Below are 20,283 nucleotides of genomic sequence, written 5' to 3' on the forward strand. Positions count from 1 at the left end.
CGTGACAAAATCGCGACGAGTGTAATGAAATGCCCTGGCTCGAGATAGTGATTTATCCAGAAGAAACAGAAATAAAGCACATATCGTCTTTGTTTAAGGTTTCCTTAAGTTGACAGATTTATGATAGCCCCATTTCTCGTCAACGACTCCGGATTATGGCACCCACTTCCAGCCGTTCAGAATTGTCTAACTTACAGACAAATAAGACAAAACGACTTTACCGTCTACCACCCCGCTTTTATGGTTATCAGCTTTTAATACTGATAGCCCTTGCCGTGCTGTTTACCTGGCTATCCCGCGATGAAACGCTCGACAGATGGATCACCGGTTTATGGTATGACGCGGCTGCTCACCGTTTTCCACTGCAGCAAGACCACCTGCTGGACCTGCTGAACCATCGACTGGCGAAGTACATCGCCATCGCCGCAGGTGCTGTTGCGCTCATTTATGGCGCGTTCAGGCGCAATGCGAGACTGCTCACGGCCGCGCTGCTGATGGGGCTTGGCGCGCTGGTGGTTGGCGTACTGAAAAGCATAAGCCATCACAGCTGCCCGTGGGATCTGGTGGAGTATGGCGGTAAGGCCGTTTCTTATCCGCTGTTCAGTGCCGCTCCCGCTGACAGCGGTCCGGGTCGCTGTTTCCCCGGCGGTCATGCCTCCAGCGGCTTTATGGTGATGGGACTGTTCTTTGCCTTCTGGCGCGAGCGTCCGCGTCTTGCCTGGTGCTTCGTCGTGCTGGGCGTCGTTTTAGGTCTGGCGATGGGTTACGGCCAGGTCATGCGCGGGGCGCATTTTTTCTCTCACAACCTGTGGGCTGGGTGGTGGGTCTGGTTTTCCCAGTTGGTGGTCTACGGTCTGGTCTCCACCTGGTTTGCTAAAGAGTGACAACGCTATGTTAGAGAATTTGAATTACCAGCTGTTTTATCTCATCAACGCCACTCCGGCCTCGCCAGAGTGGATGATTGATTTCGCCACCTTCCTGGCAAAAGATCTGATCAGTATCGTGCCGGTGCTGGCGGCGATCCTCTGGCTGTGGGGGCCGAGAAGCCAGGTGAAGGCGCAGCGTCAGCTGGTAATTAAGATGGCGATGGCCCTCGGGATTAGCGTGCTGGTCAGCTACATTCTGGGCTTGACGTTCCCGCACGACCGCCCCTTCGTCGACCACGCGGGGTATACCTTCCTGCACCATGCCCCGGATGACTCGTTCCCAAGCGATCACGGGACGGTTATCTTTACTTTCGCGCTGGCCTTCCTGTTCTGGCATCGTCTGTGGTCGGGTGCGGTGCTGATGGTGGTGGCCGGGGCTATCGCCTGGTCTCGCGTTTATCTCGGCGTCCACTGGCCGATGGATATGGTGGGGGGGTTGCTGGTCGGTCTCATCGGCTGCGTCAGCGCAGCGATCCTGTGGAATCTCTTCGGTGAAGCGCTCTACCGCGGCCTGTCTTATCTGTATCGCACCCTTTTTGCTATCCCGATCCGCAAAGGCTGGATACGTGACTAACCCCAGTCTGACAGGTTACACTTGAACCCCCGCCCTGCGGGGGTTCACTTTTTTATCCCGAGGAACTATGGAAACACGTCGCGATGACCGCATTGCTCAGCTGATACAGGCGCTGAAGCGCAGTGATAAGCTTCATCTTAAGGAAGCCGCCAGTCTCCTCGGGGTCTCTGAGATGACCATTCGCCGGGATCTGAACAGCGAGAGCGCGCCTGTCGTGCTGCTGGGCGGGTACATTGTGCTTGAGCCGCGTAGCGCCAGCCATTATCTGATCAGCGACCAAAAGACGCGCCTGGTGGAAGAGAAACGCAAAGCCGCCCGGCTTGCGGCCTCGCTGGTGCAGCCGCATCAGACACTTTTTTTTGACTGCGGCACCACCACGCCGTGGATAATCGAAGCGATCGACAGCAGCATTCCGTTTACGGCGGTGTGTTACTCGCTGAATACCTTTCTGGCACTGCAGGAGAAACCCGAGTGCCGGGTGATCCTCTGTGGCGGTGAGTTTCACGCCAGCAATGCCATCTTTAAGCCGCTGAATCTGCAGGATACGCTCAGCAACGTATGTCCGGATATCGCGTTTTATTCCGCAGCGGGGGTCACTGTCCGTCAGGGAGCAACCTGCTTTAACCTGGAAGAGTTGCCGGTCAAGCACTGGGCATTAAGCGCCGCGCAGTACCATGTGCTGGTGGTCGATCACAGCAAGTTTGGCAAGGTTCGTCCGGCAAGAATGGGTGAGCTGTCGCGCTTTGACGCCATCGTCAGCGATTGCCGTCCGGATGAAGAGACCGTGGCCTACGCGAAAGCGCAGCAGGTGAAGTTGATGTACTGAGTCAGGTGCAGAGGTCATGCCGGGTGGCGCGATGCCACCCGACAATGGAGGCTTAACTGAACCAGCTGCCAAACCATCCGTGGAATTTCATCATGACGAAGTCCCACATCCGGCTAAAGAAACCGCCCTCTTCTACCGCTTCCATCACAATCAGCGGACGCTGTTCAATCGATTTGCCATTAAGCTGGAAATCAATCGTCCCGACCACCTGGCCTTTTTTCAGCGGCGCGGTGAGCTGGCTGTCGGTCAGGGTGTAGCTGGCTTTCAGGTTTTTCAGCTGACCACGGGGAATGGTCACCGACCCGCCTTCACCCGCCCCCAGGTTCACTTCACTCTTGTCACCAAACCAGACGCGCTGGCTGATGAACGTGGCATCCGGTTTAATGGGCGTGACGGTTTCATAGAAGCGGAAACCCCAGGTCAGCAATTTTTCTGATTCATTAAAACGAATGCGGTCGGTTTTGGTGCCCAGCACGACCGAGATCAGGCGCATATCGCCCTGAGTTGCGGAAGCGACCAGGTTATAACCCGCGCCGGCCGTGGTGCCGGTCTTCATACCGTCGACGTTGACGTTGCTGCTCCACAGCAGACGGTTACGGTTCGGCTGGCGGATTTTATTGAAGGTAAACTCTTTCTCTTTGTGGATGGCATATTCATCCGGCACGTCGTGGATCAACGCTTTGCCTAACAGCGCCATGTCGCGCGCGGTACTGAACTGACCCGGCGCATCAAGACCGTGCACGGTTTTAAAGGTGGTATTGGTCAGGCCCAGTTTTTGCGCGTAGCCATTCATCAGGCCAATAAAGGAGTCCTGGCTGCCCGCAACGTAATCGGCCAGCGCAATACAGGCATCGTTACCGGACTGGATAATGACCCCTTTATTCAAATCAGACACTGACACCTGATCGCCGGGTTTGAGGAACATCACCGATGACCCACGCAGCGCCGGGTTGCCGGTCGCCCAGGCGTCCTTCCCGATGGTGACCATATCGTCAAGCTTGATTTTGCCCGCTTTCAGCGCCTGACCCACCACATAGCTGGTCATGATTTTCGTCAGGCTTGCCGGGTCAAGTTTCTCATCCGCATTGCCTTCCGCCAGCACTTTACCACTGGAATAATCCATCAGGATCCAGGCGCGCGCATCCACAGGCGGCGCTTCGGGCGCAGCCTGTTCCGCTGCGTAGAGAGTTGGTACAAACAGGAAAAGGAGCGCAGAGCCTGCCGCCAGGCTGCGCAGAGAAGTCATTTTTCGCGTCATAAATGCCACCCGAGTGTCCATTCAAAAATTACGTCACATCACCGTGTCGCAAGAAGCGATGAGTAATAGCGCACTAAAACGGTTAAAGAAACCTAACCAAGGTAAAGTTATTAAAGTTTATGCAATAACATTCAGATACGCTTTGATTCAGGCGATTTTTTTGTCTTCTGTTGCGTAATTGTTAGGTTTATCTCACCATGGCAAATCGCTGGCGTTGATTCACATCTCAGGTTGTTTGACTATTTCGGGAGTTTCTATGATTACGCTGTGGGGCAGGAACAATTCAACCAACGTTAAGAAAGTCCTCTGGACGCTGGAGGAGCTGGATTTACCGTTTAAGCAGGTGATGGCAGGTTTGCAGTTTGGGGTAAATAAAGATGCCGACTATCTGGCCATGAACCCAAACGGTCTGGTGCCCTTGCTGCGCGACGAAGAGACCGACGTGACGCTGTGGGAGTCCAACACCATCGTGCGTTACCTCGCGGCACAGTATGGTCAGAGCCGCCTGTGGGTGGACAGTCCGGCCCAACGCGCTCAGGGTGAAAAGTGGATGGACTGGGCAAACCAGACGCTCTCCCCCGCACACCGTGTGATCCTGATGGGGCTTGTCAGGACCCCCGAAGCTGACCGCGACTATCCTGCCATTCATGCAGCCCAGGACACCTGTGAAAACCTGTTTGCGATGATGGACGACGAACTGGCGAAGCATCCGTGGTTCTCAGGCGAACGCTTCGGCGTAGGCGATATTGCCGTTGCGCCCTTCATCTGGAACCTGACCAACATTGACGTTACCTGGACGCCGCGCCCGCACCTTGAGCGCTGGCTGAAGCAACTGAGCGAGCGCCCGGCATACCGTCACGTGGTGATGATCCCGGTGACCTGATTACGATCCGGACGGGCTGACTTTCAACAGTTGCCCGTCCGTCTCATCGGTCAGGACATACAGATACCCATCCGGCCCCACCCGTACATCGCGAATGCGCTGGTCTCTGTCTCCTAAAATTCGCCCCTTCTCGGTAACCGTGTTGCCCTCCACGCTCAGCACGATAACGTCTTTCTCCTTCAGCGCCCCGACAAACAGCGTATTTTTCCACTGCGGGAATACGTCACTGTTGTAAAACGCCATCCCGCTCACGGCGGGGGACACTTTCCAGACAAACAGCGGCTTTTCCGTTCCCTCGACGTGCTCGCCCTGGGCTTCCGGGATCTTCAGGCCGCTGTAGTTGATACCGTGCGTCGCCAGCGGCCAGCCGTAGTTTTTGCCTTTCTCCGGGATATTGATTTCATCCCCGCCGCGCGGGCCGTGCTCGTTAAGCCATAGCGTGTCGCTCCAGGGGTTCATCGCCATCCCCTGCGGATTACGAATGCCGTAAGACCAGATTTCGGGCCGTGCGCCGGGAGTGTTCACAAACGGATTATCGGCAGGCACTTTGCCGTCCTCCGTCAGGCGCACAACTTTGCCCTGCAGTTTATCCAGATCCTGCGCCGTCGGACGCTGGTTGTTCTCGCCCAGACCAATAAACAGATGGCCTTTACCGTCGAAGACCAGTCGACCACCGAAATGGTTACCGGTGGACAGTTTCGGCATCTGACGGAAGACCACCTGGAAACCTTCAATTCGGGAGAGATCATCGCTTAAGCGGCCATAGCCAACCGCCGTTCCCGCTTTGCCGTCATTCCCCGCCTCGGCATAGCTCAGCCAGACGCGGCGCGATTTTTCAAAATCCGGGGCGAGTGCCACATCCAGCAACCCGCCCTGGCCGTTTGCCCAGACCTTGGGTACGCCGACGATCGGATCGGAAAGCCCTTTTCCGGCCTGCCAGTGCTTTAACTGGCCTCCCTTAAGGGTCACCAGCAGCCCTTTATTGTCCGGCAGGAACGCCATCGACCAGGGATGATCGAGCCGGTTTTGCACAACGTCGACTTTTACCGCGTCAGGGGCGGCGAGGAGAGAAATCGGGAAAAAAAACGCAGGCAGGAAAATCAGCGAAGATCGATGCATAACGCGCTCCTTTATCGGTTTATGGCATAAAGGTTAGCCACTGGGTCCGGGCACGTTATCACTTTTACAAAAGCTTAATCAGAAGGGGGAGTTGCCTCCCCCGGTGTCAGTGTTGTTCAAGCGTCTCGTGCTTGTTCAGACACATGATGCATAGAGAGAGTGTGGTCAGGCAGTTTTCAAGCTTCTCCGCGTTAACAGCGATAAAATTCGGGCAGTCGTGGCGTCCGTTCATCAAACATACCCCTGCAATGGAGAGCACCTCGGCGGCGCGGCGCAGCGCAACGAGTTCGCTTTCGGCGTATTCCGCTTTCAGGACGGGTGCTTTTTCACGCATGAAGTTGCAAAGTTCAAAGAGATTATCACGCAGATGTTCGCTTTCGCTGACTGACATATACCCTTTTGCCTTCCTCAACTGCAGGTACGCGGCAAGGTCGATTCGGGCATTGATCAGCTTGTTAAGCAGATCGCGTTTCAGTCTGTCAACGGACATGCTCTTTCCTCCTCTGTCAGCCATTGTGCATATTCAGAATAAGGTTATTTTTTGTACAGTTTAATGCCTGAGATCAATAATTCTTAACTGATTAACATTATTTACAATGTTACAACCTTCTCGTCGGTCATCCGCCTCGCAAAGAGTGTATAAATCCCCCGCGGAACGCTGTAAAATCCCGCCCTGATAACTCCATAATTGATGAATTTTTAACCTATGAGCAATGTTACGCACCAGCCTAAAATCGGCTTCGTCTCCCTGGGCTGCCCAAAAAACCTGGTGGATTCTGAACGCATCCTGACCGAACTGCGCACCGAGGGCTATGACGTGGTGCCAAGCTACGACAACGCCGACATGGTGATCGTTAACACCTGTGGGTTTATCGACAGCGCGGTTCAGGAGTCACTGGAAGCCATCGGTGAAGCCCTGACGGAAAACGGCAAAGTGATTGTGACCGGCTGTCTGGGCGCGAAAGTGGACCAGATCCGCGAAGTGCACCCGAAAGTGCTGGAGATCACCGGCCCGCACAGCTACGAGCAGGTACTGGAGCATGTTCATCACTATGTCCCTAAACCTAAGCACAATCCGTTCCTGAGCCTGGTGCCAGAACAGGGCGTGAAGCTGACCCCGCGTCACTATGCGTACCTGAAAATTTCCGAAGGCTGCAACCATCGCTGCACCTTCTGCATTATCCCGTCCATGCGTGGCGATTTGGTCAGCCGTCCGATTGGTGAAGTGCTGGCAGAAGCCAAACGTCTGGCAGACGCAGGCGTTAAAGAGCTGCTGGTCATTTCTCAGGATACCTCGGCCTATGGCGTCGACGTGAAGCATCGCTCTGGTTTCCACAACGGTGAGCCGGTGAAAACCAGCATGGTTGGCCTGTGCGAACAGCTTGCCAAACTGGGTATCTGGACACGTCTGCATTACGTCTACCCGTATCCGCACGTTGACGATGTCATCCCGCTGATGGCAGAAGGGAAAATTCTTCCGTATCTGGATATCCCGCTGCAGCACGCCAGCCCGCGTATTCTGAAGCTGATGAAGCGTCCTGGCTCCGTCGATCGCCAGCTGGCGCGCATCAAACAGTGGCGTGAAATCTGCCCGGACCTGACCCTGCGTTCCACCTTCATCGTGGGCTTCCCGGGTGAAACCGAAGAAGATTTCCAGATGCTGCTCGACTTCCTGAAAGAAGCACGTCTGGACCGCGTAGGCTGCTTCAAATACAGCCCGGTCGAAGGCGCAACCGCCAACGAACTGGCGGATCAGGTTCCGGAAGAGGTGAAAGAAGAGCGCTGGAACCGCTTCATGCAGCTGCAACAGCAGATCTCTGCTGAACGTCTGCAGGAAAAAGTGGGCCGCGAAATTCTGGTCATCATCGATGAAGTGGACGAAGAAGGCGCAATTGGCCGCAGCATGGCGGACGCCCCTGAAATCGACGGCGCGGTCTACCTGAACGGCGAAACCAGCGTTAAGCCGGGCGATATTGTCCGCGTGAAAGTTGAAAACGCCGACGAGTATGATTTGTGGGGAAGCCGGGTTTAACGGCGTTTACCCTTCCCTTCACCCTCTCCCGCCGGGAGAGGGTTTCCATCCTACCCCTTAATCCTCGGATCCAGCGCGTCGCGTAACCCATCACCCAGCAGGTTAAACGCCAGCACGGTCAGGAAAATGGCCAGGCTCGGGAAGATGGCCACGTGCGGTGCAATGACCATGTCCGCTCTTGCTTCATTCAGCATCGCGCCCCACTCCGGCGTAGGCGGTTGCGCACCCAGCCCCAGAAACGACAGGCTGGCCGCCGAGATAATCGACACGCCGATACGCATGGTAAAATAGACCACGATAGACGACACCGTCCCCGGCAGAATATGGCTGAACAGGATAGTGGCATCGCTGGCCCCCATGCTGCGCGCAGACTCAATAAAGGTTTGCTGTTTGAGCACCAGCGTGTTGCCTCGTACCAGACGCGCAAACGCCGGTATTGAGAAGACCGCAACCGCAATAATGACGTTAGCCATACCGCTGCCCATTATCGCCACTACCGCAATCGCCAGCAGAATGCCCGGGAAGGCAAACAACACGTCGCAGATACGCATGATAATGCGGTCCCACCAGCCTTCGTAATATCCGGCGACCAGACCCAGCACGGTGCCGATTGCCGCGCCAATCAGTACCGCAAAAACCCCGGCGGCGAGAGAGATCTGCGCCCCCACCAGCACGCGGCTGAAGATGTCGCGCCCAAGCGAGTCCACGCCGAACCAGTGCAGCATCGACGGTCCATCATTGAGACGGTCGTAATCAAAATAGTTTTCCGCATCAAACGGTGCTACCCACGGCGCAATGACCGCCACCACAATCAGCAGCAGGACAAACAGCCCCGCCGTCATGGCGACCGGCTGACGGCGAAAACGCCGCCAGAATTCAGACCACGGCGTGCGGATATGGTCCGGCTTTAGCCCCGGCATAGCGTTTAACATGGCCTGACGACGCCAGTTCAACAATCGCATTTTACTTATACCTGATGGCCGGGTTAATGGCGGCGTAGAGCACATCCACCACTAAGTTGATAAGAATAAATTCCAGTGAGAAAAGCAGGACTTCGGCCTGAATAACCGGGTAATCACGCATTTCGACTGAATCCACCAAAAGACGTCCCAGCCCCGGCCAGTTAAAGACCTTCTCCACCACAATCGAGCCGCCCAGCAGGAAACCAAACTGGAGCCCCATCATCGTCACCACCGGGATCATCGCGTTACGAAAGCCGTGTTTGAGGATGACCCATTTCTCGCTGACCCCTTTCGCCCGGGCGGTGCGAATATAATCTTCGCTCAGCACGTCAACGAACGAGGCGCGGGTAAAGCGGGCCATCACGGCAGCAACAGCCGCGCCCAGCGTCATTGAGGGCAGAATGTAGTGTTTCCAGGTGTCGGCCCCGACCGTCGGCAGCCAGCCCAGCTCCACGGAGAATATCTGCATCAGCAGCATCCCCAATGCAAATGCCGGGAAGGAAATGCCCGTGACGGCCAGAGCCATACCGAGCTTATCCGGCCAGCGGTTGCGCCAGACGGCAGCGACAATTCCTGCGCCAAGACCAAACAGCACCGCCCAGCTCATGCTGGCAATGGTTAACCAGAACGTGGGCATAAAGCGGCTGGCAATCTCTTCCGACACCGGACGACGTGACACCATAGAAGTGCCAAAGTCACCCTGCAGAACGTTGCCAATATAGTGGAGAAACTGCATATACAAAGGCTGGTCGAGGCCCAGTTGTTTTCGCACCAGCGCGATAACCGTTGCATCCGCATCTGACCCTGCAACCAGACGTGCCGGATCGCCCGGCAGCATATGAACAAACAAAAACACCAGCACCGCCACAATCAGCAGAGTCGGGATAAGCCCCAACAGGCGTTTACAAACATAATTCAGCATGCCTTTCCCTCTCATCCCACAGGCGGTGGCCTGCGGGCATGAGTATTATTTTAAATCTGCTTCATCAAAGCTAAAGCCCGTATCCGGCATGATGTAGAACCCGGTCAGCGCTTTGTTATGCGCGGAAACCAGTTTTTCCACCACCAGCGGTACCCACGGTGACTCTTTCCAGATGATATCCTGCGCCTCTTTATACAGGCGTGCTTTCTCTTCCGGTTTGGTCGTTTTCAGGGCATCCGCCAGGTCTTTATCCACCTTCGGGTTGCTGTAGAAGGCCGTGTTGAACAGGGTCGGCGGCCAGTTCTGTGAGGCGAACAGCGGCGACAGCGCCCAGTCCGCTTCACCGGTAGAGGCCGACCAGCCGGTGTAGAACATCCGTACGCCGCTCTCTTTCTGCCCTTTCCCTTCCACCTCAGCCGCACGCTGACCGGCATCCATCGCGGTGACCTGCGCCTTGATACCTACCTGCGCCAGCTGCTGCTGGGTAAATTGCAGCACCTTCTGAGCGGTACTGTGATTATGCGACGACCAGAGCGTGGTGCTAAAGCCGTTCGGGAAACCCGCCTCTTTTAACAGCTCACGCGCTTTGGCCGGATCGTAAGGCCACGGTTGATAGTTTTGCGAATAGGCGATCGCCGGAGGCAGCACGCCGGTAGCCGGCGTGGCATAGCCAGCAAAGGCGACTTTTACCAGCGCCTGGCGGTTAATGGCGTAGTTGATGGCCTCACGCACTTTTGGGTTATCAAACGGTTTTTGTGTCACGTTCATGCTGATATAGCGCTGCATAATGGACGGGCTGGCGACCAGCTCCAGCTTGCTGTTTTTCTGCAGAATGGCGGCTTGCTCATAGGGGATCGGGAACGCAAACTGCGCCTCGCCGGTCTGAAGCATCGCCGCGCGGGTGTTGTTGTCCACCACCGGACGCCAGGTAATGGTGTCCAGCTTCGGCAGGCCCGGCTGCCAGTAACCCGCAAACTTCTTAACCTTCACAAAGTCGGTCTGGTTCCAGGTGAGCAGCTCGTAGGGGCCGGTCCCCACCGGATGGAACCCGATCTCTTTGCCGTATTTTTTCAGCGCGGCAGGCGAAATCATCGCCGTGGCAGGGTGCGCCAGAATATTGATAAACGCCGAGAACGGCTCTTTCAGGGTGATCTTCACCGTCGTCGGATCGACCACCTCGGTGCTGGCGATGTTTTTATACAGGTTGTAGCGCTTGAGGCTATTTTCCGGGTTGCTGGCGCGATCGAGGTTTATCTTCACCGCCTCCGCGTTGAAATCTGTACCGTCCTGGAACTTCACACCGGTTCTGAGCTTAAGGGTATACACCAGCCCGTCGCTGGAGACGGTATACCCTTCCGCCAGCACATTTTTAAGTTTCATCTCGCTATCCAGGCCAAACAGCCCCTGATAGAACGATTTCGCCACCGCCTGGGAGAGCGTGTCGTTGGCATCATACGGATCCAGCGTGGTGAAATTGGAACCGACGGCGACCACCACATCTTTGGCAGCGAACGCCGGCGCGGCGGCCAGGGCTGCCGTCACGCTCGCGGCGAGTAACCATCTGCGCGCTACAAATTTAACCATTGTGTTCTCCTGCCTGTTTTAAGTTATAACCGCGAGAATGCATTGTCCTGACGCGGAGGGGCCACAAAATGCCCCGGGCCAATCTCGCGCAGCGCCACGCGCTCCACCGCCTCGCCCCGTTTACGAATATTGCTCGGCATTTCGTCCTGCAGCAGCACACGCTGGCCGCGGCGATGCTCAGGGTCGGCAACCGGCACTGCGGCGATAAGCTTGCGTGTGTAAGGGTGCTGTGGATTTTCAAATACCGCCCTGCGCGGTCCTATCTCCACAATTTGTCCCATAAACATCACCGCGACACGGTGGCTGATACGCTCAACCACCGCCATGTCGTGGGAGATAAAGAGGAAGGCAATCCCCATATCCCGCTGCAGGTCGAGCAGTAAGTTAATGATTTGCGCCCGGATAGAGACATCCAGCGCCGAGACGGATTCATCTGCAATCACCACTTTCGGGTTAAGCGCCAGCGCGCGGGCAATGCAAATACGCTGCCGCTGACCGCCCGAAAACTCGTGCGGATAACGCCAGGCATGTTCCGGCTTCAGCCCCACGCGCTCGAGCAGCCAGGCCACCCGACGCTGCGCGGCTTCACCGTCGAGCAGGTTATGCACCCGCAGCGGCTCCATAAGTGAATACCCCACCGTATGGCGCGGGTCGAGGGAGGCATACGGATCCTGGAAAATAAACTGGATATCTCGCCTTACCGCCTGCAGTTTGCTGTCCGGAAGGGTATCAATGCGTTCCCCGTTAAAGGTTATGCTGCCCTCCTGGGATTCTACCAGCCTGAGCAGCGCCCGCCCGGTGGTGGATTTCCCGCAGCCCGACTCTCCCACCAGCGCCAGCGTTTCGCCTGGCCATAAATCAAAACTGACGTTTTCAACCGCATGCACCTCGCGCTTCACGCGGTTAAACATTCCGCTGCGCAGGGGAAAACGGGTCACCAGATCGCGCACTTCCAGAATCGGCTTTCCGGGTACCACGGTATCCTGCTCGATTTCATCTTCCTGCTGGCCTGCCGCTTCGAGAGAAATTAACGGGAACCGGCGCGGTAAATCGCTGCCGTTCATCGCCCCCAACCGCGGAACCGCCGCCAGCAGCGCTTTGGTGTAAGGATGAACCGGCGCATGGAAAATCTGCTCAACCGTGCCGGTTTCCACGGCGTTGCCCTTGTGCATGACCAGCACGCGATCGGCAATATCGGCGACCACGCCCATATCGTGGGTGATGAAAATCACCCCCATCTCCATCTCCTGCTGCAGCACTTTGATAAGCTGCAGAATTTGCGCCTGAATAGTCACATCCAGTGCCGTCGTGGGTTCGTCGGCAATCAGCACCGCGGGACGGCAGGAGAGCGCCATCGCAATCATGACGCGTTGACGCATACCGCCGGAAAGCTGATGCGGGTAGCGTCCCAGAATGGCCTGCGCTTCCGGTATGCGTACCAGGTCGAGCATGCGTTTCGCTTCACGAAGCGCCTCATCACCGCTCAACCCCTGATGCAGTCGGATGGACTCGGCAATCTGTTCCCCGACCGGAAAGACCGGGTTCAGCGAGGTCATCGGCTCCTGGAAGATCATCGCAATATCGGCCCCGCGCACGCTCTGCATCTGCGAGGCGCTCAGCTCATTTAAATCAATGACCTGGTGGTTACGCCGGCGCAGCAGCATTTTTTCGCAGCTGACCTGTCCGCCGGTCTGTTCCAGCAGGCGCATCAGTGCCAGTGCGGTGACCGATTTCCCTGAACCGGACTCGCCCACAATCGCCAGCGTTTCGCCGCGGTTGAGCGAGAACGATAAATTCTGTACTGCGGGGATGAACTGCCGCTCTTCCTGAAACGCAATATTCAGTTGATGGACAGCCAGCACTTCACGGTTGTCCAGCTCTTCACTGTGCGGCACGCTTTGCCCCCTTATTCACGATAGATCCCCGTACTGGGTTCATCACCGGCATAACCCCACGCGCGGTACATACCTTCGCTGTTAAACGGCAATGCCACGTTGCCCTCACGATCCACCGCAATTAACCCACCGCCCCCCCCCAGCGCGGGCAGTTTCTCCATCACCACGCGTTCACAGGCTTCGGCCAGGCTTAACCCGCCGTAATCCATCAGCGCGGTGATGTCGTACGCCGCGAGGGCGCGAATAAACACTTCACCGGTTCCGGTGCATGACACTGCCGCCGTGGCGTTATTGGCATAGCACCCTGCCCCCGGCAATGGACTGTCACCGACCCGGCCCGGCAGTTTGTTGGTCATTCCGCCGGTCGACGTGGCCGCAGCCAGATTCCCGGCTTTATCAAGAGCCACCGCCCCTACCGTGCCCATTTTGCTGCGCTCATCGAGCGGCGCGGTATGGTCAAGCTGCGCCACGTTTGCCGAGCGCGCCTCAAGCAGCTGTTGATAACGCTCCGGCGTTGAAAACAGATCGGGAGAAACTGGCGTCATGCCATGTTCCGCGGCAAACGTCTCCGCCCCGGCCCCGGTCAGAAGAACATGCGGGCTCGCCTCCATCACCAGACGCGCGGCCAGCACCGGATTACGAAGATGGCTCACCCCCGCGACGGCGCCCGCTTTAAGGGTGACACCGTCCATGACGCAGGCATCCAGCTCGTGTGTTTCATCGCGGGTAAAGACCGAACCAATGCCCGCGTTAAACAATGGGCACTCTTCCAGCAGACGTACCGCCTCGGTAACCACATCCAGCGCGCTCTCGCCCGCCTCCAGCATCCGCTGGCCCGTTTCCACAATGGCATACAGCGCATCAATATAACGTTTTTCCTGCTCGGGACTGAGCAGGGCACGGGTGATTGCCCCGGCGCCACCATGAATTGCGATTACCGCATTAACCATTCCCATCACCCGTTAGCCTGATTTGCGGCTTTTTCTATAAATATCATTATCGTCGCTGAAACTTCAGATGATTTTTGAATATAGAAAGACGCAACTGTGATGTAAAGCGTACACCCATCGGGTCATACAGTTAGTGGCACTTTTCTGCCATAATGGACGCTTTCGTCGTTACTCCGCAGGAGCCCACCATGGATTTTACCGCCGGACTGATGCCGCTTGAGGCGGCACTCACGCAGATGCTTGACCGAATTTCCCCCCTGCACGACCACGAGACGCTGCCATTGGTGCGCTGTTTTGGTCGTATTGCCGCGCGCGATATCGTCTCTCCGCTTAACGTGCCTGGGTTCGATAACTCCGCAATGGACGGCTACGCGGTACGCCTGGCGGATATCCGGACGGATACGGCGCTGCCCGTGGCGGGGAAAGCATTTGCCGGACAGCCGTTTAACGGTGAGTGGCCTGCGGGTAGCTGCATACGCATCATGACCGGTGCCCCCGTACCGCCAGGCTGCGAAGCGGTGGTGATGCAGGAAGAGACCGAACAAACGGAAGCGGGCGTCCGCTTCACCGCGAGTGTTAAAGCGGGACAGAATATCCGTCGTACCGGTGAAGACATCACGCGTGGCGCAACGGTATTTGCCGCCGGGCAGAAACTGACGGTGGGCGAACTGCCGGTGCTGGCCTCGCTCGGCATTGCAGAAATTGACGTTATCCGTAAGGTACGCGTGGCGGTCTTTTCCACCGGCGATGAACTCCAGCTTCCGGGCCAGCCACTGCAGGACGGCCAGATTTACGACACTAACCGCCTCGCGGTACACCTGATGCTTGAACAGCTGGGGTGTGAGGTCATTAACCTTGGCATCATTGCGGATGATCCGGAGAAACTGCGCGCCGCGTTTATTGAAGCGGACCGGTCGGCGGACGTGGTAATTAGCTCCGGCGGCGTTTCCGTAGGTGAAGCGGATTACACCAAAACCATTCTTGAAGAGCTGGGGGAGATCGGCTTCTGGAAACTGGCCATCAAGCCGGGCAAACCGTTCGCGTTTGGTCAGCTGAAACACAGCTGGTTCTGCGGCCTGCCGGGTAACCCGGTTTCCGCCGCCCTGACCTTCTACCAGCTGGTCATTCCGCTGCTGGCAAAACTGTCTGGTAACCAGGCCCACCCGCTGCCGGTTCGCCAGCGCGTACGTGCGGCGACGCGCCTGAAGAAATCACCGGGCCGTCTTGATTTCCAGCGCGGTATTCTGACGCGCAACGCTGAAGGCGAGCTGGAAGTGAGCACCACCGGACACCAGGGCTCACACATCTTCAGCTCGTTCAGCCAGGGCAACTGTTTTATCGTTCTCGAGCGTGAACGCGGCAGCGTGGAGCCGGGTGAATGGGTTGAGGTGGAAAGCTTTAACCACCTCTTCGGAGGCTAACATGACGGCTGAACTCAGCGACCAGGAGATGATGCGCTATAACCGCCAGATTGTTCTGCGCGGTTTTGATTTCGACGGCCAGGAAGCGCTTAAGGCAGCACGGGTGCTGGTCGTGGGGCTGGGGGGGCTGGGCTGCGCTGCGGCCCAGTACCTGGCCGCGGCGGGGGTGGGCAATATGACGCTGCTGGATTTTGATACCGTGTCGGTGTCGAACCTGCAGCGCCAGACGCTGCACAGCGACGCGACCCTCGGCCAGCCAAAAGTGGAATCGGCCCGTGCGGCGCTGGCGCGCATCAATCCTCACGTGAAGTTCACCCTGATTGACGACCTGCTGGATGATGAGGCGCTGTCGGCCCAGATAGCACAACACGATCTGGTGCTGGACTGCACCGATAACGTCACCATTCGCAATCAGTTGAATGCAGGATGTTTTGTCCACAAAACGCCGCTGGTCTCCGGTGCCGCCATTCGCATGGAAGGCCAAATCAGCGTCTTTACCTACGCCGGGGGCGAACCCTGCTATCGCTGCCTGAGCCGTCTGTTTGGCGAGAACGCCCTCACCTGCGTGGAGGCGGGCGTCATGGCTCCGTTAGTCGGCGTCATAGGTTCGTTGCAGGCTATGGAAGCGATCAAAGTGCTGGCGCATTACGGGACGCCTGCCGCGGGGAAAATCGTGATGTATGACGCGATGACCTGCCAGTTCCGCGAGATGAAACTGATGCGCAACCCCGGCTGTGAGGTCTGCGGACGCTAAACGGTTGCCGGGCAAGCGTTAGCATAACCCGGCAACCGTATCAGAGCGTCGTTCTGCCAAACGCCCCTTGCCAGTCCTGCTCAAACTTCACTATTGCCGCATCCACCGCAGGCGAAGTAATAAACTGCTGAGCAACATCCAGCGGCAGGGTGATGGATTCACAACCGGCCAGCAGGCAGTCCAGTGCCTGACGCGGCGTTTTGAAGCTCGCGGCCAGCACTTTTGACTGCGGGGCATGCAGCGTCAGAAGCTGCTGCAGTTCAACCACCGTCTGGATCCCGTCCCCGCCCTGCGCGTCCACGCGGTTAACGTAAGGGGCAACATACTCAGCGCCCGCCAGCGCGGACAGCATCCCTTGTGCTGCACCGTACACCGCCGTACCCAGCGTCGGGATCCCTTCCGCTTTCAGCATTTTGATCGCCGCCAGACCTTCCGCCGTTACCGGCACTTTTACCACCAGGTCGTTGATAATGGTGCGCAGTTTACGCGCCTCTTCCACCATCCCTTCAGCGGTGGTCGCCATGACCTGCGCGAACAGGCGACCTTTCCCGCCGAGCGCATCCTGCAGCGCCGGTAGCAGCGCCTCGAGCGGCGTTTTCCCTGCCGCCACGATACTGGGGTTCGTGGTCACGCCCGCCAGCGGGAAGATACGCGCCAGCCGTTTCACTGCCGCGACGTCGGAAGTATCGAGATAAAGTTCCATGATGTAACCCTCAAATTTAGCCTGCACTTACCCTATCACGACAAAACCTGCTCAGGAGTTGACCTGCATCAAGATAACTTTCATTCGAAAGTAATTTAATCTTCATATGCAAGATGAGAGGCGAAAACATGATCTTCAATATTCAGCGTTACTCTACCCACGATGGCCCCGGTATTCGTACCGTGGTGTTCCTGAAAGGCTGCTCGCTGGGCTGTCGCTGGTGCCAGAATCCGGAAAGCCGCTCCCGCCACCGGGATGTGCTCTTTGACGCACGACTGTGCCTGGAAGGCTGCGATCTGTGCCAGAAAGCGGCGCCGGGCATTATCGATCGTGCGCTGAATGGGCTGGTTATCCACCGTGAAAAGCTTAACGAAGAGACTCTCGACGCCCTCACCGACTGCTGCCCGACGCAGGCGCTCACCGTCTGTGGTGAAGAAAAGCAGGTCGAAGAGATTATGTCCACCGTACTGCGCGACAAGCCGTTCTATGACCGCAGCGGCGGCGGGATAACCCTGTCCGGCGGTGAACCGTTTATGAATCCCGATCTGGCTCATGCCCTGTTTAAAGCCAGCCATGAGCAAGGCATACATACCGCCGTGGAAACCTGTCTCCACGTGCCATGGCATTATATTGCACCGTCATTACCGTATGTCGATCTGTTCCTGGCGGACCTGAAACACGTTGATGGCAGGACGTTCAAACAGTGGACCGACGGTTCCGCCAAACGGATCCTTGATAACCTGAAACGCCTGGCCGCCGCCGGTAAACAGGTCACCATCCGCGTACCGCTGATTCAGGGCTTCAACGCCGATGAAGCGTCGATTACCGCCATCACCAATTTTGCCGCAGACGAACTCAACGTCCGCGAGATCCATTTTCTGCCGTACCACACGCTGGGCATGAACAAATATACCCTGCTCGGCCAACCCTACTCTGCCCCTGATAAACCGCTGGATGATCCTGCGCTTCTGGACTTCGCACAGCAGTACGCCTGCCAGAAAGGGTTAACCGCGACCTTACGAGGATAAACTTATGACGACCCTGAATCTCAGCACCCTTAGCGAGCGCATAAAAGCACACAAAACGGCCCTCGTGCATATCGTGAAGCCGCCGGTCTGTACCGAGCGCGCCCTGCATTACACCGAGATGTACCAACAGCATATGGACAAGCCGATCCCGGTGCGTCGCGCGCTGGCGCTGGCGCATCACCTCGCGCAGCGCACCATCTGGATAAAACACGATGAGCTGATCATCGGTAACCAGGCCAGTGAAGTCCGCGCCGCGCCAATTTTCCCGGAATACACCGTCTCGTGGATTGAAAAAGAGATTGACGATCTGGCGGACCGTCCGGGCGCAGGCTTTGCGGTGAGCGAAGAAAACAAGCGCGTATTGCATGAGATCTGCCCATGGTGGCGCGGCCAGACGGTGCAGGATCGCTGCTACGGCATGTTCACCGACGAGCAAAAAGGGTTGCTGGAAACCGGCATTATCAAAGCGGAAGGCAACATGACCTCCGGCGATGCACACCTGGCGGTTAACTTCCCGCTGCTGCTGGAGAAAGGCCTCGATGGTCTGCGCGACAAAGTGGCCGAGCGTCGTTCGCGTATCAACCTGACGGTGCTCGACGACCTTCACGGGGAACAGTTCCTGAAAGCGATCGATATTGTGCTGGAAGCGGTCAGCCTGCACATCGAACGTTTCGCCGCGCTGGCGCGTGAAATGGCGGCAACCGAATCCCGTGAAAGCCGTCGCGACGAGCTGCTGGCGATGGCAGAAAACTGTGATGTGATTGCCCATCAGCCGCCAACAACCTTCTGGCAGGCGCTGCAGCTGTGCTACTTCATCCAGCTTATTCTGCAGATTGAGTCCAACGGCCACTCCGTCTCGTTTGCCCGCATGGACCAGTACCTCTATCCGTACTACCGCCGCGACGTGGAGCTGAACCAGAGCCTCGACCGCGAACATGCCATCGAGCTGCTGCACAGCTGCTGGCTAAAGCTGCTGGAAGTGAACAAAATCCGCTCCGGCTCGCACTCCAAAGCCTCAGCGGGTAGCCCGCTGTATCAGAACGTCACCATCGGTGGACAGACGCTGATCAACGGTGAGCCTATGGACGCGGTCAACCCGCTCAGCTACGCGATTCTGGAATCCTGCGGTCGCCTGCGCTCCACACAGCCAAACCTGAGCGTGCGTTATCATGCGGGCATGAGCAATGACTTCCTCGACGCCTGCGTGCAGGTGATCCGCTGCGGCTTTGGTATGCCCGCGTTCAACAACGATGAGATTGTCATTCCGGAATTTATCAAGCTCGGCGTCGAAAAAGAGGATGCCTATGACTATGCCGCGATTGGCTGCATCGAAACCGCAGTGGGTGGCAAATGGGGTTATCGCTGCACCGGCATGAGCTTTATCAACTTCGCCCGCGTGATGCTGGCAGCGCTGGAAGGCGGCCGCGATGCCACCAGCGGTAAGGTATTCCTGCCACAGGAGAAAGCACTCTCTGCCGGTAACTTCGATAACTTCGAAGAGGTGATGGCAGCGTGGGATACCCAGATCCGCTACTACACCCGCAAATCTATCGAGATTGAGTATGTGGTGGACACGATGCTGGAAGAGAACGTCCCCGATATTCTCTGCTCAGCGCTGGTGGATGACTGTATAGAACGCGCGAAAAGCATCAAACAAGGCGGCGCGAAGTATGACTGGGTGTCAGGCCTGCAGGTGGGTATTGCTAACCTGGGCAACAGCCTGGCCGCGGTGAAAAAACTGGTCTTCGAACAGGGTACGATAGGTCAGCAACAGCTGGCCGCCGCTCTGGCCGATGATTTCGACGGGCTGACCCACGAGCAGCTGCGTCAGCGGCTGATCAACGGCGCGCCAAAATACGGTAACGATGACGACAGCGTGGATATGCTGCTGACCCGTGCCTACGAAACCTATATCGCCGAGCTGAAGCAGTACCATAACCCGCGCTATGGCCGTGGTCCGATTGGCGGTAACTACTATGCCGGCACGTCATCTATCTCCGCGAACGTGCCGTTTGGCGCGGCAACGATGGCAACCCCGGATGGACGTAAGGCGCATACTCCGCTGGCAGAAGGAGCCAGCCCGGCCTCCGGTACTGACCACCTCGGCCCGACGGCGGTAATTGGCTCTGTCGGCAAACTGCCAACCGAAGCGATCCTCGGCGGGGTACTGTTAAACCAGAAGCTCAATCCGTCGACGCTGGAAAATGACAGTGACCGTCAGAAACTGATGGTGCTTCTGCGTACCTTCTTTGAAGTGCACAAGGGCTGGCATATTCAGTACAACATCGTTTCGCGTGAAACGCTGCTGGAAGCGAAGAAACACCCGGACCAGTATCGTGACCTGGTGGTGCGCGTCGCAGGGTACTCCGCGTTCTTTACCGCCCTGTCGCCGGATGCGCAGGACGATATTATTGCGCGTACCGAGCACACGCTTTAACTCTCTTCA

General features: G+C 57.2%; 18 protein-coding genes. 9 read left to right on the forward strand and 9 right to left on the reverse strand.

The annotated features are described in order from the left end of the window. Positions 1 to 155: 155 nt before the first annotated feature. The 3 genes from HV157_RS06175 to deoR all read left to right on the forward strand — a co-directional run bounded on the left by HV157_RS06175 (position 156) and on the right by deoR (position 2,326). On the forward strand, positions 156 to 884 hold the full coding sequence (locus tag HV157_RS06175; RefSeq protein ID WP_182268385.1) for a phosphatase PAP2 family protein: 729 nt from the start codon (positions 156 to 158) through the stop codon (positions 882 to 884). A gap of 7 nt (positions 885 to 891) precedes the next feature. Then, on the forward strand, positions 892 to 1,500 hold the full coding sequence (ybjG, locus tag HV157_RS06180; RefSeq protein ID WP_032681367.1) for an undecaprenyl-diphosphate phosphatase: 609 nt from the start codon (positions 892 to 894) through the stop codon (positions 1,498 to 1,500). Positions 1,501 to 1,567: 67 nt separating this feature from the next. Next, positions 1,568 to 2,326, forward strand: coding sequence for a DNA-binding transcriptional repressor DeoR (deoR, locus tag HV157_RS06185; RefSeq protein WP_014169292.1), 759 nt, complete (start codon positions 1,568 to 1,570; stop codon positions 2,324 to 2,326). 52 nt (positions 2,327 to 2,378) lie between these two features. On the opposite strand, the gene dacC is transcribed toward deoR, so the two are convergent. Next, entirely contained in the window at positions 2,379 to 3,584 is a 1,206-nt protein-coding gene (dacC, locus tag HV157_RS06190) for a serine-type D-Ala-D-Ala carboxypeptidase (protein ID WP_020884884.1), read from the reverse strand. 256 nt (positions 3,585 to 3,840) lie between these two features. On the opposite strand from dacC, the gene HV157_RS06195 reads away from it, so the two are divergent. Then, positions 3,841 to 4,467 carry a glutathione S-transferase family protein gene (locus HV157_RS06195; RefSeq protein WP_032681369.1) on the forward strand — a complete coding sequence of 209 codons (627 nt, stop codon included), beginning with the start codon at positions 3,841 to 3,843 and terminating at the stop codon, positions 4,465 to 4,467. Here HV157_RS06195 and HV157_RS06200 read toward each other — a convergent pair whose 3' ends face one another. Next, positions 4,468 to 5,586 (reverse strand): PQQ-dependent sugar dehydrogenase, encoded by a 1,119-nt coding sequence (locus tag HV157_RS06200; RefSeq protein ID WP_182268384.1) that lies wholly within the window; start codon positions 5,584 to 5,586, stop codon positions 4,468 to 4,470. A gap of 106 nt (positions 5,587 to 5,692) precedes the next feature. After that, positions 5,693 to 6,076, reverse strand: a complete 384-nt coding sequence (bssR, locus tag HV157_RS06205; protein ID WP_020884887.1) for a biofilm formation regulator BssR — start codon at positions 6,074 to 6,076, stop codon at positions 5,693 to 5,695. A gap of 216 nt (positions 6,077 to 6,292) precedes the next feature. Between bssR and rimO the strand changes: the two genes are divergently transcribed. Beyond that, the gene (gene rimO / locus HV157_RS06210) at positions 6,293 to 7,618 is read left to right on the forward strand and encodes a 30S ribosomal protein S12 methylthiotransferase RimO (RefSeq protein ID WP_014169287.1); all 1,326 of its coding nucleotides are present in this window, start codon (positions 6,293 to 6,295) and stop codon (positions 7,616 to 7,618) included. A 50-nt stretch (positions 7,619 to 7,668) separates the two neighbouring features. On the opposite strand, the gene gsiD is transcribed toward rimO, so the two are convergent. From gsiD to iaaA, 5 genes are read right to left on the reverse strand one after another with little or no spacing between them, the layout of a single operon-like run. Next, positions 7,669 to 8,580: a glutathione ABC transporter permease GsiD gene (gsiD, locus tag HV157_RS06215; RefSeq protein WP_020884888.1), complete on the reverse strand. Its 912-nt coding sequence runs from the start codon at positions 8,578 to 8,580 to the stop codon at positions 7,669 to 7,671. A 1-nt stretch (position 8,581) separates the two neighbouring features. Then, entirely contained in the window at positions 8,582 to 9,502 is a 921-nt protein-coding gene (gene gsiC, locus HV157_RS06220) for a glutathione ABC transporter permease GsiC (protein WP_020884889.1), read from the reverse strand. 45 nt (positions 9,503 to 9,547) lie between these two features. Beyond that, the gene (gene gsiB, locus HV157_RS06225; protein ID WP_014169284.1) at positions 9,548 to 11,086 is read right to left on the reverse strand and encodes a glutathione ABC transporter substrate-binding protein GsiB; all 1,539 of its coding nucleotides are present in this window, start codon (positions 11,084 to 11,086) and stop codon (positions 9,548 to 9,550) included. Between the two features lie 23 nt (positions 11,087 to 11,109). Further along, positions 11,110 to 12,981: a glutathione ABC transporter ATP-binding protein GsiA gene (gene gsiA, locus HV157_RS06230; RefSeq protein ID WP_182268383.1), complete on the reverse strand. Its 1,872-nt coding sequence runs from the start codon at positions 12,979 to 12,981 to the stop codon at positions 11,110 to 11,112. A gap of 11 nt (positions 12,982 to 12,992) precedes the next feature. Further along, positions 12,993 to 13,931 carry a beta-aspartyl-peptidase gene (gene iaaA, locus HV157_RS06235; RefSeq protein ID WP_182268382.1) on the reverse strand — a complete coding sequence of 313 codons (939 nt, stop codon included), beginning with the start codon at positions 13,929 to 13,931 and terminating at the stop codon, positions 12,993 to 12,995. Between the two features lie 188 nt (positions 13,932 to 14,119). On the opposite strand from iaaA, the gene moeA reads away from it, so the two are divergent. Both moeA and moeB read left to right on the forward strand, forming a co-directional pair. Next, positions 14,120 to 15,352 (forward strand): molybdopterin molybdotransferase MoeA, encoded by a 1,233-nt coding sequence (gene moeA, locus HV157_RS06240; RefSeq protein WP_020884892.1) that lies wholly within the window; start codon positions 14,120 to 14,122, stop codon positions 15,350 to 15,352. Position 15,353: 1 nt separating this feature from the next. After that, complete coding sequence (gene moeB / locus HV157_RS06245) at positions 15,354 to 16,106, forward strand: molybdopterin-synthase adenylyltransferase MoeB (RefSeq protein ID WP_182268381.1); 753 nt, start codon at positions 15,354 to 15,356, stop codon at positions 16,104 to 16,106. A 40-nt stretch (positions 16,107 to 16,146) separates the two neighbouring features. Here the strand turns inward: moeB and fsa are convergent, their stop codons facing one another. Beyond that, the gene (gene fsa / locus HV157_RS06250) at positions 16,147 to 16,809 is read right to left on the reverse strand and encodes a fructose-6-phosphate aldolase (RefSeq protein WP_020884894.1); all 663 of its coding nucleotides are present in this window, start codon (positions 16,807 to 16,809) and stop codon (positions 16,147 to 16,149) included. A 128-nt stretch (positions 16,810 to 16,937) separates the two neighbouring features. On the opposite strand from fsa, the gene HV157_RS06255 reads away from it, so the two are divergent. Beyond that, a complete protein-coding gene (locus HV157_RS06255; RefSeq protein WP_047955262.1) occupies positions 16,938 to 17,837 on the forward strand; it encodes a glycyl-radical enzyme activating protein in 900 nt (299 codons plus the stop codon). A gap of 4 nt (positions 17,838 to 17,841) precedes the next feature. After that, on the forward strand, positions 17,842 to 20,274 hold the full coding sequence (locus HV157_RS06260; RefSeq protein ID WP_025204613.1) for a formate C-acetyltransferase/glycerol dehydratase family glycyl radical enzyme: 2,433 nt from the start codon (positions 17,842 to 17,844) through the stop codon (positions 20,272 to 20,274). The last annotated feature ends 9 nt before the right edge of the window (positions 20,275 to 20,283 follow it).

The organism is Enterobacter sp. RHBSTW-00318, assembly GCF_014101375.1.
GTDB classification, from domain to species: Bacteria; Pseudomonadota; Gammaproteobacteria; order Enterobacterales; family Enterobacteriaceae; genus Enterobacter; species Enterobacter ludwigii.